Origin of the sequence: Propioniciclava flava (assembly GCF_004126535.1) — a bacterium.
In the GTDB taxonomy this organism is placed as follows: Bacteria; Actinomycetota; Actinomycetes; order Propionibacteriales; family Propionibacteriaceae; genus Propioniciclava; species Propioniciclava flava.
Genome location: NZ_PPCV01000001.1, coordinates 358,070 through 371,972, shown reverse-complemented (window position 1 = coordinate 371,972; position 13,903 = coordinate 358,070). Strand labels below are relative to the sequence as shown.

The window sequence follows — 13,903 nt, the reverse complement described above, 5'->3', positions numbered from 1 at the left end:
CCTTGCGGGGTGCCCCTTGACTTGCGCTCTGTTTTGAACCAACGCGTCATCGTCACCGACGGCGGTATGGGCACGATGCTGCAAGGCTTCGACCTGGACCTCGACGACTTCGCTGGTCTGGAGGGCTGCAACGAGATCTTGAACGTGACCCGACCTGACGTGGTCGAGGCCATCCATGCGGCCTACTTTGAGGCGGGTGCGGACGCCGTCGAGACGAACACGTTCGGTGCGAACCTGTCGGCTCTGGGGGAGTACGACATCCCCGAGCGGATCGCTGAACTGGCTCAGGCCGGCGCGGAGATCGCCCGGCGTGCCGCCGACGCCGCCGCGACCCCCGAGCGTCCCCGCTGGGTGCTGGGCTCGGTGGGGCCAGGCACCAAGCTGCCGAGCCTGGGTCACATCCCCTTCACTGCCCTTCGTGACGCGTACGCCACCCAGGTGTCGGCCATGCTGCGCGGCGGCATCGACGCCGTCCAGATCGAGACCTGCCAAGACCTGCTCCAGGTGAAGGCTGCGGTGCAGGGGGCGCGCCGCGCCATGACCGAGGTAGGGCGGGACGTGCCCGTCTTGGTCAATGTGTCCATCGAGACCAACGGCACCATGCTCTTGGGCTCGGAGATCGGTGCGGCGTTGGCGGCGCTGGAGCCGCTCGGTATCGACGTGCTGGGGCTGAACTGCTCCACGGGCCCGGCGGAGATGAGCGAACACTTGCGGCACCTGAGTCGCTACGCCCGGATCGGCGTGGGTTGCATGCCGAACGCGGGCCTGCCGGAACTGACCGCCGACGGGGCCCGGTATCCCTTGGGCCCCGAAGGGTTCACCGAGGCGCTGTCGGGGTACGTCGCCGAGTTCGGGCTCGCGGTCGTGGGCGGGTGCTGTGGTACGACGCCGGAGCACATTCGCCAACTCGCCGAGGCCGTCCGCGGCCGCGCTGTTCCCCCGCGTCAGGTACCGACCACCGGGTCCGGGGGTGCGACCGTGTCCAGCTTGTACTCCGAGACGCCCCTGCGTCAGGACACCTCCTACCTGAGTATCGGTGAGCGCACCAACGCCAACGGTTCCAAGGCGTTCCGGGAAGCCATGCTTGCCGGGGATTGGGAGGCCTGCCTCGACATCGCCAAGGCCCAGTCACGTGAGGGAGCACACCTGCTGGACCTGTGCGTGGACTATGTGGGCCGCGATGGGGTGGCGGACATGCACGCCCTGGCGTCACGCATCAACACGGCCGTGACCCTTCCGGTGGTGCTGGACTCGACGGAGCCGCCGGTGATCCAGGCTGGGCTGGAATCGCTCGCGGGCCGGTGCGTGATCAACTCGGTGAACTTCGAGGATGGGGACGGCCCCGACTCCCGGTTCCAGCGCATCATGCCGCTGGTGAAGGAGCACGGCGCCGCCGTCGTGGCGCTGACCATCGACGAGGAGGGCCAAGCGCGCACCGCGGAGTGGAAGGTGCGGGTCGCCGAGCGGCTCATCGCCGAGTTGACCGGCACGTGGGGCATGAAGGAGTCCGACATCATCGTCGACTGCCTCACCTTCCCGATCGGCACCGGCCAAGAGGAGACCCGGCGCGACGCCATCGAGACCATCGAGGCGATCAAGACGATCATGACGTCTCACCCGCAGGTGCAAACGACGCTGGGTGTCTCGAACGTCAGCTTTGGGCTCAACCCTGCCGCGCGCATGGTGCTGAACTCGGTGTTCCTCCACGAGTGCGCCGAAGCGGGCCTCTGTTCGGCGATCGTGCATCCGTCCAAGATCGTGCCGATGGCGCGCATCCCCGAGGAGCAGCGCGACGTCGCCCTCGACCTGGTCTATGACCGACGCAGTGGCGACTACGATCCGCTCGCCCGGTTCCTGGAACTGTTCGAAGGAGTGACCACCACCAGCACCAAGGAGGCGCGGGCTGCCGAGTTGGCGGCCCTGCCGCTGGGAAAGCGTCTGCAGCGCCGCATCGTGGACGCCGACGACAAGGGCCTGGCCGCAGACCTCGACGAGGCGCTCACCCACAAGCCCGCCCTCGACATCGTCAACGACGATCTGCTGGCGGGGATGAAGACCGTCGGCGAACTGTTCGGCTCGGGCCAGATGCAGCTTCCCTTCGTGCTGGCCTCAGCGGAGGTCATGAAGAAGTCGGTGGCGCACCTGGAGCCCCACATGGAGAAAGCAGACGGTGACGTCGGCAAGGGCACCATCGTCTTGGCGACCGTCAAGGGCGACGTCCACGACATCGGCAAGAACCTGGTCGACATCATCCTCACCAACAACGGCTACACGGTGGTCAATCTGGGCATCAAGCAGCCGGTGGGCAGCATCATCGAGGCGGCGATCGCCCACAACGCGGACGCGATCGGCATGTCGGGGCTGCTGGTGAAGTCGACGGTCGTCATGCGCGACAACCTCGCCGAACTGAACAAGCGCGGCCTGATCCACACCCCGGTCCTGTTGGGAGGCGCGGCGCTGACCCGCGCGTACGTCGAGCAGGATCTCAACGGGATGTTCGATGGCGAGGTCCGCTACGCGCGCGACGCGTTCGAAGGGCTCTCGTTGATGGACGCCGTCATGGCCGTCAAGCACGGGAACGCGGAGGCGTTGCCCGCGCCGCGGGAGCGTCGGGTCACAGCCAAGACGCGCACCGAGGAGGACGAGGCGGCGCTCTATGACACGACCCGCTCCGATGTGGCCCGGCGCGTGGACGTTCCCACGCCGCCGTGGTGGGGGAGCCGGGTCGTCAAGGGCATCCCGCTCGCCGACGTCGCCGCCTGGCTCGATCACCGGGCCACCTTCATGGGGCAGTGGGGGCTGCGGGGCACACGTGGCGGGGCCAGCTATGACGATCTAGTCGAGTCGGAGGGCATCCCGCGGTTGCGCTCATGGCTGGACCGGATCGCCACCGAGGGGCTGGCCGAGTTCGCCGTCACCTACGGTTATTGGCCCGTTCATGCGGTCGGCAACACCCTGATCGTCGGTGATCCCGCCGATCCCCAGCGGGAGATTCAGCGGTTCACGTTCCCCCGGCAGACGCGGGATCGTCGGCTGTGCCTGGCCGACTTCTTCCGCGACGAGGAGGAGGCGGCCGAACTGGGGCCCGACGTCATCGCGTTCCAGCTCGTCACGATGGGGTCGCGGATCGCTCAGGAGACGGCGGTGTTGTTCGAAGGCAACGCCTATCGCGATTACCTCGAACTGCACGGACTGTCCGTCCAACTCACCGAGGCGCTCGCGGAGATGTGGCATGCCCGCGTCCGCGAGGATCTCCGGCTGGGGGGCGACGCCGACGTGGACGCCATGATCCGTGACCAGGCCTACCGCGGATCGCGGTACAGCTTTGGTTATCCCGCCTGCCCCGAGTTGGCCGATCGTGCCAAGCTGGTGGCACTGCTCGAGCCTGAGCGGATCGGGGTGACGCTCAGCGAGGAGTTGCAGTTGCATCCTGAGCAATCCACGGACGCGCTCATCGTCCATCACCCGGAGGCCAAGTACTTCAATGCCCGCTGAGGACGATCGCGACGCTGTGACCCCCTCGGGGCCGGCCGCCACCGTGCGGGGTCCTGCCGCGCTGTTGTGGGATTTCGACGGGACGCTCGTCGACTCCGAGCCGTCGTGGCATGCAGCAGAGTCACGACTGGTCGCCGAACTGGGCGGTCCACCGATCGATGAGGCGACGGCTCGCAGCCTCGTCGGCCTGGCCCTGGCTGACAGCGCACGCACGCTCCTGAGGATCGCCGGGCGCGAGGATCTCGACGCGGACCACTATGCCGAGATCCTCAACGCGTACGCGTTGGACGACATGGTGGCCTCCGGCGTCGCACTAAGGCCGGGGGCGGCTGATCTCCTCGCGACCGCACGTCGGGTCGGCGTCCCGTGCGCCCTGGTGTCCATGTCGTTCACCTCGGTGCTGCGGCAGGTCGTTGACACACTGCCTGAGGGGTCGTTCGCCGTCATCATCGGCGGGGATCAGGTGACTCGCGGCAAACCGGACCCCGAACCATACCTGAGCGCGGCGTCAGCGTTGGGCGTCGCACCGCTGGACTGCCTCGTGCTGGAGGACTCGATTCCTGGAACGTTGTCGGCACAGAACGCAGGGATGCCGACGCTGGGGATTCCGTTCGAGCAAGACATCCAGCCCGGACCGCGGCGGATACTGATCCCGACGCTGGAAGGGCTCACCTGGGAGTCTGTGACGAAACTGTGGCGGGAGGCGAGGCATGCATAAGGCCTGGATAGCGGTCGCATCGGTTCTGGCACTCACGCTCGCGGGTTGCACCGGGGCCCCTGCGGATCCGGGGCCGCCCAGCCCGACGCCGTCGGTCAAGCGCCCCTTCACCGTCACCACCACGGAGGTGCCGGGCACCTACGATCCGGCAGCCGCAACGACGTCCGCCGACGCGATCGTCGCGCTCAACACGTTCAGCCGGCTCATGGTCGTCCATCCCGACCAGGCGGACTTGAAACCCGACCTGGCCACCGACTGCCTCTACACGTCCGCGACGAGCTATGAGTGCCAGCTTCCGGTGGGGTTGACCTTCCAGAACGGGCACGCCTTGACGGCGTCCGATGTGAAGTTCAGTATCGAGCGCGCCTACCGGCTCAACGTGCCCAGCAGTTCGATCCAGCTCTTCGACAGCCTGGAGCGGGTGGAGGTGGTCGACGACCACACCGTCCGGTTCGATCTGAAGTACGCCGACACCCAGTTCGGGTACGCGCTGGCGACCCCGGCCGCGAGCATCGTCGACGAGGAAATCTACGATCCCGACGCCGTGCGGCCCAATGACGCCCAGGCAGTCGGATCGGGCCCCTACGCGCTTGTCACGACGGCGTCCGATCACCTCGTCTTTGAGCGGTTCCCGCGCTACAAGGGTGCACTCACGGGGGTGCTGGACGAGATCAAACTTGCGTTCGCACCCGACAGTGCCGCCGCCGAGAAGAGCGTGACCGCGGGCACGACGGATGTGGTGTGGCGCAGCCTCAATGCGGCCGCCCTGGAACGGTTGTCTGCGGAGATGGCCGAGGGCGGCGGAGTGACGCGCTCCGGCTTCACCAAGGTGCCGCTCCCGCAGGTGCGGTTGCAGCGCGTCATCGTCAACCCTGCGGCCCCCTACCGGGACAACAGCGAGGTGCGTGCCGCCGTGGCGGCGGCGCTGCAAGCAGACCGCAGCGCGGCATCGATCATCCCGCCCCAGGTGACCGGATCGGTCGCTTCGTTCCCGGCCGGGGGAACCGCTCAGATCCCCGACATCGGCGCCCAGCGGCTACGCCTGACGCTCGGTTTCACCTCCGCGGCGCCGGGGGAGCGTGACCTTGCGGGCCTTCTGCGTGACCGGCTGGAGGAGAGTGCCGGGGTTTCTGTTCTGCTGCAGCCCGACAACATGAATGCCGATCTGATCCTCACGGACCGGCCCGCCTGGGTGAACACCGCGTTGGGCTGGCTTCAGCCCTACGTCGACGACCCGCTGCCGGGATCCCAAGCGAAGGTGGCTGACCTGGTCCGCAACGCCCGTTCCACCTCAGATGCGGCGACCAGGCTGGCCCTGCTCGCGGAGATTCAACAACAAGCCGCGGCGGACCTCACCGTCTTGCCGCAGTCGCTGGCCGCCGAGACCATGCTGCTCGGCCCCGGCGTCACCCTTCAGGGGCAGCCGTTTGGGCCTGCCTGGCAACTCGGACTTTGGAGCCTGCGCGCGTGACCGCTACCTCACCCATCTCGACCGGACCCCTGCGTGAAGGCGAGCGGGTCACCTTCAGCGACGCGAAGGGACGCCGCCATTCGGTCGTGCTTCGCGCTGGGGGCATGTTCCACACCACCAAGGGTGGGATCCGGCACGACGACCTGATCGGCGGACCGGAGGGGGCAGTCGCCACGTCGGTGGGGGGCGACCAGTTCTTGGTGTTTCGCCCCTTGATGCACGACATCATGGTGTCGATGCCGCGCGAAGCGGCGGTGATCTACCCCAAGGACGCCGCGCAGATCCTGATGCAGGCCGACATCTTCCCGGGTGCCCGCGTCCTTGAGGCGGGTGTGGGGTCGGGGGCTCTCTCGATTGCCTTGCTGCGTGCGATCGGCCCCACGGGGCAGTTGTTCAGCTACGAGCGGCGTTCGGAGTTCGCCGATGTGGCGCGGCGCAACGTCCGCGCCTTCTACGGGGAGGAACCTGCCGGGTGGCAGGTGCGGCTGGGTGATCTGGCCGAAGCGATCGGCCCCGAAGAGGTCGACCGTGTCATCTTGGACATGCTGGCGCCCTGGGATTGCGTGGACGCCGTCGCACAGCGGCTGGTGCCAGGTGGGGTGTTGTGCTGCTACGTCGCCACCACGACGCAGTTGGGTCGCACCGCCGACATGCTACGCACGCATGGCGGGTTCACTGAGCCGGTGATGCGCGAGTACACCGCGCGCGACTGGCACGCGGAGGGGCTCGCGATTCGCCCAGGGCATTCCACAAGCGGGCACACCGGCTTTTTGCTGTTCGTCAGGCGGCTGGCTCCCGGTGCGGTGGCGCCCCGCAAGCGGCGGCGTCCGGCCCCTGGCGCGTACGGGATCGACTATCACGGGCCTCGCCCACCGTGGGTGCAGACCGCCGAGCAGGCGGCTCAGGCTGGGGAATGAATCCGGTCGGCGAGCCACTCGGGGATCCGGAACGGGATGTCGTGGTGGGCGCCGAGCACCTCAACCAGTTGTGACTGTGGTGCGCTGAGGTGCAGCGCGGTGCTGGAGGTCCGCACGCTCCGTGGTTCGGCACTGCCGTAGGCCACCATGACCCGCCCCCGGTAGTCCGACCACGTCTCGGGGAGAGCGTAGCGGTTGTTGGCCGCCAGGACGCCCGTCAGCGCGCTGGGATCGACGGTGAGGGAACTCTCGATGTAGTCCTGCATCATGGATGTGGGGACGCCCATGCTGACCCCTTGAAGGTGCGCGAACCAGCGCTGCCGAGCCAGGGGGAGTGTCGCTTTGACGAGGGGGTCTAGGAGCGCGGCGCCTCGCAACGGTCGGACGAGTGAACTGATGACGCTCACCGAGCGGGCCTGAGCCGGGTGCTTGGCGGCGAGTGACAAGGCGACCTGGCCGCCCCATGAGAATCCGACGACGTCCGTGGCGCCAGGCAGAAGCGCGGCGAGCTCCTCGACAGTGTCATCCAGCCCGGTGAAGGGTTCGTGGGCGCTGGCGCCGTGACCAAGAAGATCCGGGACGATGACGTGGCAGCGGGTCGCGAGGGTAGCGACGACGGGCGCCCACATCCACCCGGCGATACCCGCCCCATGGAGCAGCAGGACGGCGGGTGCTGTCGGCCGACCATACGTCGCGACGAACATGCTCTCAGCTTGGCATGTCTGCCTTCGTCACGAGTCCCGAGCGCGAAACCCCTCGTCAGGTTGGCAAATGAGTCCCTCTTCAGGGGACTGTTTCCCCATCAACTAGCGAGGTATCTTGCGACGTTGTGGAACCCGACCCGCAGGAAATCATCGACCTCGCCGTGCGTGTGGTGACCGAAGCCTGGCCTCAAGGGGAGGTTCAGCGCCACGCCTGGTTTGAGGAGTTGGGCATGAGTCCGACTCGGGCCGTGGGGTCCTGGTCGCAGTGGGGTGGCGGCATTCTCGGCTGGGGGGACGCCGAAATCTGCTGGTCGCGTGAGGGGGATGTTCCCGATGCGCCACTGCGGGGGGTGGGGTGGTACCTGTGGGGCGGCGTGGGCACGTCGGAGGCGCGCGATGCTCTGGTGCAGGCGCTGACGCAGCGACTCGGCCCCGTCTCGCGCCGCGAGGGCGCGGGTTTCCCCTGGTTTGAGTGGCATGTCGGTGACCGCATCGTCGAACTGGGCGGCTCCTCGTTGGATCCTCGTCTTCAACTCCACATCGTCCACCTTGAGGCTGAACATGAGGGCGTCGCGCACGCGCGGGAAGTCGTTGCCGCGCCCTGAACCCCTCTGACGCCCCGCCGAGTGCACCCCTGGGCGGGGCGCACTTAGCGCTGTGTTGCTGAAGTGCGGCGCTGGACCAGCCACAGGATCAGGCGCCATCCCAGCAGGAACAACGCCAACGTGACGGCAGCCACGATGATGAAGGCCACGGCAGTTCCGTCACCCAGCAGGACGCGAAACAGCATGCCCCCGATCAACGTGAGGGCCCACACGAAGGCCCCCGCGGGGAGCGACGAGCCGGATGACTTGCGTAGCGTCAACGCGATCCAGGCGATGAGCGTCCCGGCCACGAAGGGGAGGGCGGTGCGGCTGATGCCCGCCACGTCGAGTGCCTCGGTGTGGCTCGCGCGTCCCAGCGCGGCGAACACCACCACCAAGACAATGTCGATCACGATGGACATGGCGCGGTTCACCCGGGTCTCCTCTGCTTGAGTGCGGTGGTCTTGGCGAGCCTAGCCCTCCTGGAGCGAGTCGGACGCAGCGCGCACGGGTGCGTGCCATGGGCGTGGGACGGCTGGACGCGTGCGCGTCGCTAAAGTGTGGCCAGTGATCCAAGTTTCGTTGAGCCCCGCCCTGGTGATGGGGACGGGCCTCGTGGGTGCGTCGGTGGCTCAGGCCATGACGCGCGCGGGTGTCGAGGTGCATCTGCAGGATGCGCGTTACAGCCATGCGGTGGTGGCCGCGTCCCGCGGTGCGGGAACGCTGACCTCCTTGGATCCGGCCGCCTATCAGCTTGTCGTCGTCGCGGTTCCCCCGGGCGCGCTCGCCGCAGTTATCGCTGAAGCACTGGACACGTACCCGAACGCGACCGTCACCGATGTCGGGTCGGTCAAGGGCGTGGTGCTCGCCCAATTGCGCGCCACCGGGGTTGATTTGGCGCGGTACTGCGGCTCCCACCCGATGGCGGGCTCACAGAAGGACGGTCCGCTGACCGCGTCGCCTGATCTGTTCGTGGATCGCACGTGGGTGATCACGCCGCACGACACCTCCGCCGCGCAGTCGGTGCTCGTGGTGCGCCGCCTGGCCGAAATGTGTGGGGCAAGGCTGGTCACGATGGCGGCCCAGCATCACGATGAGGCCGTCGGGCAAGTCAGCCACATCCCTCAGCTCATGAGCGCTTTGGTCGCCGGCGGGTTGCTCGACGTTCCCGCCGAGCACCTCCAACTCGCGGGCCAGGGGTTGCGTGATGTGACGCGCATCGCCGCCGGGGATCCGAAGTTGTGGCGACAGATCATCGCGGCCAACAGCGGCGCGCTGCGGGTCGAGTTGGAAGAACTGCATGAGGACCTGGGAAAGCTGATCGCCGTCTTGGACGACCCGGACGCCGTCGAGGCGTTCTTGGCTCGCGGACGCCGCGGCACGCAGGCGTTGCCTGGTAAGCATGGCAGCGCCCCGAGCGCCTGGGCGGAGGTCGTCATCGAGATTCCGGACGCCCCCGGCGCGCTGGCCAGGCTGTTCACCGACATCGAGACGGCCGGGGTCAACGTGGAGGACATCACCATCGAGCACGATCCGGGTCGTCCGGTGGGCATGCTGGGTGTGCACGTGGAGCCCGCGGCGTCCGGGGTGCTGGCCACGGCCATGACCGACCGCGGCTGGACGGTCCGCACCTAGGGCACCCGGCGACGGGCGGGCGAGCGGCGGGCCTCCACTAGGATGAGCGGGTGCCGCACCGCCAAGTGATCGCTATCGACGGACCCAGCGGGTCCGGAAAGTCGTCGACGGCTCGTGCGGTGGCTCGTGCGCTGGGCCTGTCCTACTTGGACACGGGGGCCATGTATCGCGCGGTTGCGGTCGCGTTCTTGGACGCGGGCGTCGACCCCAGCGACGTGGAGCAGGTGATCGCAGCCACCACAGGCGCGGACATCGATATCTCCTTGGATCCCGACGATCGGTGGGTACGCGTCAACGGGCGCGACGTCACCGACGAGATTCGTGAGCCCCGCGTCGCCCAGCACGTGTCGGCGGTCTCCACCGTGCCCGAGTGCCGTGCCGACTTGGTACGGCGTCAGCGCATCCTCATGGATCGTGATCCTCGCGGCTGCGTGGCTGAGGGCCGCGATGTCACCACAGTCATCTACCCGGACGCCCCCGTGCGCATCTTGCTGACGGCGTCCCCGCAAGCGCGCCTGGAGCGGCGCGGTGGGGAACTGGGCGGCCGGGTGAGCGGGGAACAACTCCGCGATCAGGTGCTGCGTCGCGACGCCGACGATTCCACCTTGGTGGACTTCACTCACGCCGCTGACGGCGTCCATCTGCTTGATACCACCCATCTGAGTCTCGACGAGGTCGTCCTTGCCGTCGTCGCCCTCGCGAAGGAGATCTCATGACCGCCAAACCCGTTCTTGCCGTGGTGGGACGCCCCAACGTCGGCAAGTCGCAACTCGTCAACCGCATCCTGGGCCGCCGGGAGGCGGTCGTCCAGGACATGCCAGGAGTGACGCGGGACCGCGTCAGCTACGACGCCACCTGGAATGGTCGCGACTTCGTCGTCGTCGATACGGGTGGTTGGGTCAGCGACGCTAAAGGCATGGCGGCTCAGATCGCCGACCAGGCCGAACTGGCGATCGGTGCTGCCGATGCCGTGTTGTTCGTCGTGGATGCGACCGTGGGCACCACCGATGAGGACGAGGCCGTGGTGAAGGTCCTGCGGCGCAGCGGCAAGCCCGTCGTGCTGGCCGCCAACAAGGTGGACGACGCGCGCCTGGAATCCGAAGCCGCCGCCATGTGGAATCTGGGGCTGGGCGAGCCGTATGCGGTGTCTGCACTGCACGGACGTGGCTCTGGTGACCTGTTGGACGCGATCCTGCAGGCGCTTCCTGAGGCGCCCGCCGAGCAGTTCGAGGAGGTGGGCGGCCCAACGCGCGTCGCGATTATCGGCAAGCCGAACGTCGGTAAGAGTTCCTTGTTGAACAAGCTCACCGGGCGTCAGCGGTCGGTCGTCAACGACATGGCGGGCACGACCGTCGACCCGGTTGACGAACTGGTCGAACTGGACGGTGAGGTGTACCGGTTCATCGACACCGCCGGTATTCGCCGCCGCGTCAAGGAGGCGTCCGGGCACGAGTATTACGCGTCGTTGCGCACCCAGCAGGCTATCGAGCGGGCTCAGGTGTGCATCGTGGTTATTGATGCGTCCGAGTCGATCGCCGACCAGGATCTGAAGCTGCTGACGATGGTCGAGGAGTCGGGCAAGGCGCTGGTGGTGGCCTACAACAAGTGGGATCTCACCGACGATGAGCGTCGCCGCTACCTGGAGCGTGAGGTCGAGCGGGACGTGCAGGCGTTCGCGTGGGCGCCGCACGTCAACATTTCTGCACTGACGGGCCGCAACGTCGACAAGCTACGTAAGGCCATCGACGCCGCCTTGGAGGGCTGGGAGACGCGGATCACTACCGGGCAGCTCAACAGCTTCCTGGGGCGGGTGGCGGCCTCGCATCCGCACCCGGTGCGGGGCGGCAAGCAGCCGCGCATCCTGTTCGGGACGCAGGCGCACAACTGCCCGCCCACCTTCGCGCTCTTCACCACCGGCGGCCTGGATCCGCAATACACGCGGTTTGTCGAGCGTCGGCTGCGCGAGGAGTTCGGGTTCGTGGGCACCCCCATCAACATCGAGGTCCGGGCTCGGCAAAAGCGCGCCAACCGTTGAGCCGGCTGGGGTAGGTTGCGGGCATGTCCCCGCAGGTACCCGCGACGCCGTTCCTCGCGATCGATCTCCCCGTTCTCGATGCGAACATCGAGCGCGTCGCACAGTGGGCTCACGAGCGTCAGCTTGCGTTGCGTCCGCATGTGAAGACGCACAAGAGCCCGGAGATCGGCCATCGCCAAATGGAGGCGGGGGCGTGCGGCATCACGGTCGCGACGATCGGTGAGGCCGAAGTGTTCGCCCAGGCCGGGTTCGACGATGTGTTCATCGCTTACCCGCTGTGGCTCGACGGCGACCGCGTGGCCCGGTTGCGGCGGTTGGCGTCCGCTGGGACGGTCCGGGTCGGCTTCGATTCGGTCGAGGCGGCGCAGCGTTTGGTCGGGGTGGGGGTGGAGGGGATCGTCGAGGTCGACTCGGGCCACCACCGCTCCGGGGTCGCGCCGGACGCGGCGGGCGCACTGGCCGCGGCGGCGCTGGAGGCAGGGTTGCCGGTGGCCGGGGTGTTCACGTTTCCGGGGCACAGCTATGGCCCGGAGGTTCGGTTGCAGGCGGCTGCGGATGAGGCGTCCGCGCTCGCGGTGGCTGCAGCCGCGATGCGCGCCCACGGCGTCGAGCCCACGCTCATCAGCGGCGGTTCCAGCCCTAGCCTGGCCGCGACGGGGGAGGGGCTGACGGAGACCCGCCCCGGTGTGTATGTCTTCAACGACGCCCAGCAGTGGGAGTTGGGCGCCTGCTCGCCGGACCAGATCGCGTTGACCTGTCACGCGACGGTGGTCAGCCATGCGGGCGGACGCCTGGTGCTGGATGCCGGTTCGAAGGTGCTGGGTGCTGACAAGGCGCCGTGGGCGTCCGGTTCGGGGCGACTCTTGGATCACCCGCAGGCCCGCATCGTCCTCTTGTCGGAGCATCACGCGGTCGCCGATCTGGGCGGTGAAGCGCTGCCGCCCCTGGGATCGAGCGTGCGCGTCGTCCCTCATCATGCGTGCAATGCGGTCAACCTGGTGGACGAGTTCACCGTGTTGTCGGGCGGGCGCCTGGTCGGGCGCTGGGACGTCGCGGCCCGCGGCATGAACGCGTGACGCCTAGCTCCACTGATGCGACCCTCAGCGCCCCTGCGACTGCGGTAGGTGCCCTGTCACGAGGAAGACGTCGTGCACGTAGTCGACGCCGTCCTTGGCTTTGGTGCGCTGCGCCACGGTGCGCTCGGTGAGGCCGATGAAGCCTAGGGTGCGCAGCGTCGCCTGCAGAGCAGCCCGGTCGATGCCGTGATGCCCGCCGAACCCGTCCTCGTGGTAGTGGTTGTCGGGGTCGGGATCCAGATCGGCGAGCGCCACCCAGCCGCCTGGCCGCAGGCTGGCGTGAAGGTTGGTCAGCAGGCCGTCCAGGTCGCCCACATGGTGCAGGACCATTGACGCCACGATTAGGTCGACAGGTTCCGCCAACGGTCCCTCGGTGAGGTCGTAACGCGCGACGCTGAGCCGTTCAGGCGCGGACGCGGCCCGCTCCTGGGCCACCTCCAGCATGCCCGGTGACACGTCCGTGAGCACCACATGCTGGATCCGGGTGGCTATCTCGGCGCCCAGCAGCCCTGTGCCCGCTCCGATCTCGACAGCACGCCAGCTTCGATCGAGGGGGACGGCGTCCGCGATTGCTTCGGCGATCGTGTGCAGGAACGCGACCTTCTGCGGGGTATCCCACTCTCGGGCGCGCGCGTTGAAGAAGTCCGCCGGATCGACGTAGGCACGCTCATCGTCGCGATGGACGTGCCCCGGTGCGGGGGACGCACCCCCCGAAGGGTGATGCCCGTGCTGGCGCGGGGCGCCGCCCGGGTTGTGGTGACCGACCGCCTCGTCATGAGCCATGCCGCCATCCTTCCACGGTGAACAGAACGAGGGGAGGCGACGCCAGTGCCGCAGGGACGGAAGCGAGACTGGGGGTGGTGCGCGGGCAGTGCGCACCACCATTCGGCTCACGGGAGAGCGCGGATGCGGCATCGTTGCCCCTCGATGCGACAACCAGCCCCGTGTCCGTGTATGCTCATCTGTCGGTAGTGGTTGTGAAACCGACACCGGTTCGGGATGTGGCGCAGCTTGGTAGCGCACTTGACTGGGGGTCAAGGGGTTTACCCCGCTCTGGTCGGCCCGAACAACTGAAAATGCATGCCACGGGCTGTGGCGCAGCTTGGTAGCGCACCTGACTGGGGGTCAGGGGGTCGCAGGTTCAAATCCTGTCAGCCCGACGTGTGTATGTCCTTGTAAGGGGCACTTTGCGGGCGCGTAAGTAGTCGGCGTGGAACATACGTGGAACATACGTGGAACAAGGTTTCCTGGGTTTGAGATCACCAGGA

The 13,903-nt window shown here is 67.8% G+C and carries 11 protein-coding genes, 2 tRNA genes and 1 pseudogene; 11 read left to right on the top strand and 3 right to left on the bottom strand.

Annotated elements, in window-relative coordinates; genetic code table 11:
- Positions 1-9 precede the first annotated feature (9 nt).
- The 4 genes and pseudogenes from metH to C1706_RS01720 form a co-directional block, all read left to right on the top strand.
- The gene (gene metH, locus C1706_RS01735; RefSeq protein ID WP_129457469.1) at positions 10-3,495 is read left to right on the top strand and encodes a methionine synthase; all 3,486 of its coding nucleotides are present in this window, start codon (positions 10-12) and stop codon (positions 3,493-3,495) included.
- Positions 3,485-4,213: an HAD family hydrolase gene (locus C1706_RS01730; protein ID WP_129457468.1), complete on the top strand. Its 729-nt coding sequence runs from the start codon at positions 3,485-3,487 to the stop codon at positions 4,211-4,213. The genes metH and C1706_RS01730 overlap by 11 nt, the downstream gene beginning before the upstream one ends.
- Entirely contained in the window at positions 4,206-5,684 is a 1,479-nt protein-coding gene (locus C1706_RS01725; protein ID WP_129457467.1) for an ABC transporter substrate-binding protein, read from the top strand. Before C1706_RS01730 ends, C1706_RS01725 begins: the two co-directional genes overlap by 8 nt.
- Positions 5,669-6,601: pseudogene (locus C1706_RS01720) on the top strand (class I SAM-dependent methyltransferase); the annotation flags it as partial. The gene C1706_RS01725 and the pseudogene C1706_RS01720, both read left to right, overlap by 16 nt.
- Here C1706_RS01720 and C1706_RS01715 read toward each other — a convergent pair.
- The gene (locus C1706_RS01715) at positions 6,586-7,305 is read right to left on the bottom strand and encodes an alpha/beta fold hydrolase (RefSeq protein ID WP_129457466.1); all 720 of its coding nucleotides are present in this window, start codon (positions 7,303-7,305) and stop codon (positions 6,586-6,588) included. The pseudogene C1706_RS01720 and the gene C1706_RS01715 sit on opposite strands and share 16 nt — an antisense overlap.
- A 230-nt stretch (positions 7,306-7,535) precedes the next feature.
- Between C1706_RS01715 and C1706_RS01710 the strand changes: the two genes are divergently transcribed.
- Positions 7,536-7,910 carry a hypothetical protein gene (locus C1706_RS01710; RefSeq protein ID WP_129457465.1) on the top strand — a complete coding sequence of 125 codons (375 nt, stop codon included), beginning with the start codon at positions 7,536-7,538 and terminating at the stop codon, positions 7,908-7,910.
- Positions 7,911-7,954: 44 nt separating this feature from the next.
- On the opposite strand, the gene C1706_RS01705 is transcribed toward C1706_RS01710, so the two are convergent.
- A complete protein-coding gene (locus tag C1706_RS01705; RefSeq protein WP_206660924.1) occupies positions 7,955-8,323 on the bottom strand; it encodes a DUF3054 domain-containing protein in 369 nt (122 codons plus the stop codon).
- A gap of 133 nt (positions 8,324-8,456) precedes the next feature.
- Here C1706_RS01705 and C1706_RS01700 point away from each other — a divergent pair, with 133 nt between their 5' ends.
- From C1706_RS01700 to C1706_RS01685, 4 genes are read left to right on the top strand one after another with little or no spacing between them, the layout of a single operon-like run.
- The gene (locus C1706_RS01700; RefSeq protein WP_241653366.1) at positions 8,457-9,524 is read left to right on the top strand and encodes a prephenate dehydrogenase; all 1,068 of its coding nucleotides are present in this window, start codon (positions 8,457-8,459) and stop codon (positions 9,522-9,524) included.
- Between the two features lie 50 nt (positions 9,525-9,574).
- Positions 9,575-10,240 carry a (d)CMP kinase gene (gene cmk / locus C1706_RS01695; protein WP_129457464.1) on the top strand — a complete coding sequence of 222 codons (666 nt, stop codon included), beginning with the start codon at positions 9,575-9,577 and terminating at the stop codon, positions 10,238-10,240.
- Entirely contained in the window at positions 10,237-11,559 is a 1,323-nt protein-coding gene (der, locus tag C1706_RS01690) for a ribosome biogenesis GTPase Der (RefSeq protein ID WP_129457463.1), read from the top strand. The genes cmk and der overlap by 4 nt, the downstream gene beginning before the upstream one ends.
- 23 nt (positions 11,560-11,582) lie before the next feature.
- A complete protein-coding gene (locus C1706_RS01685; protein WP_129457462.1) occupies positions 11,583-12,635 on the top strand; it encodes an alanine racemase in 1,053 nt (350 codons plus the stop codon).
- A 24-nt stretch (positions 12,636-12,659) separates the two neighbouring features.
- On the opposite strand, the gene C1706_RS01680 is transcribed toward C1706_RS01685, so the two are convergent.
- Complete coding sequence (locus C1706_RS01680) at positions 12,660-13,418, bottom strand: class I SAM-dependent methyltransferase (RefSeq protein ID WP_164987382.1); 759 nt, start codon at positions 13,416-13,418, stop codon at positions 12,660-12,662.
- Between the two features lie 209 nt (positions 13,419-13,627).
- Here C1706_RS01680 and C1706_RS01675 point away from each other — a divergent pair.
- Positions 13,628-13,704, top strand: a tRNA-Pro gene (locus C1706_RS01675).
- A gap of 17 nt (positions 13,705-13,721) precedes the next feature.
- A tRNA-Pro gene (locus C1706_RS01670) sits at positions 13,722-13,795 on the top strand.
- The last annotated feature ends 108 nt before the right edge of the window (positions 13,796-13,903 follow it).

What these genes read in the sequence shown, in the direction of transcription:
- C1706_RS01725 (WP_129457467.1), top strand. Translation starts at nt 4,206, where the DNA reads ATGCATAAGGCCTGGATAGCGGTCGCATCGGTTCTGGCACTCACGCTC.
- C1706_RS01680 (WP_164987382.1), bottom strand. Translation starts at nt 13,418, where the DNA reads ATGGCTCATGACGAGGCGGTCGGTCACCACAACCCGGGCGGCGCCCCG.
- C1706_RS01685 (WP_129457462.1), top strand. Translation starts at nt 11,583, where the DNA reads ATGTCCCCGCAGGTACCCGCGACGCCGTTCCTCGCGATCGATCTCCCC.
- der (WP_129457463.1), top strand. Translation starts at nt 10,237, where the DNA reads ATGACCGCCAAACCCGTTCTTGCCGTGGTGGGACGCCCCAACGTCGGC.
- C1706_RS01710 (WP_129457465.1), top strand. Translation starts at nt 7,536, where the DNA reads ATGAGTCCGACTCGGGCCGTGGGGTCCTGGTCGCAGTGGGGTGGCGGC.
- C1706_RS01730 (WP_129457468.1), top strand. Translation starts at nt 3,485, where the DNA reads ATGCCCGCTGAGGACGATCGCGACGCTGTGACCCCCTCGGGGCCGGCC.
- C1706_RS01715 (WP_129457466.1), bottom strand. Translation starts at nt 7,305, where the DNA reads ATGTTCGTCGCGACGTATGGTCGGCCGACAGCACCCGCCGTCCTGCTG.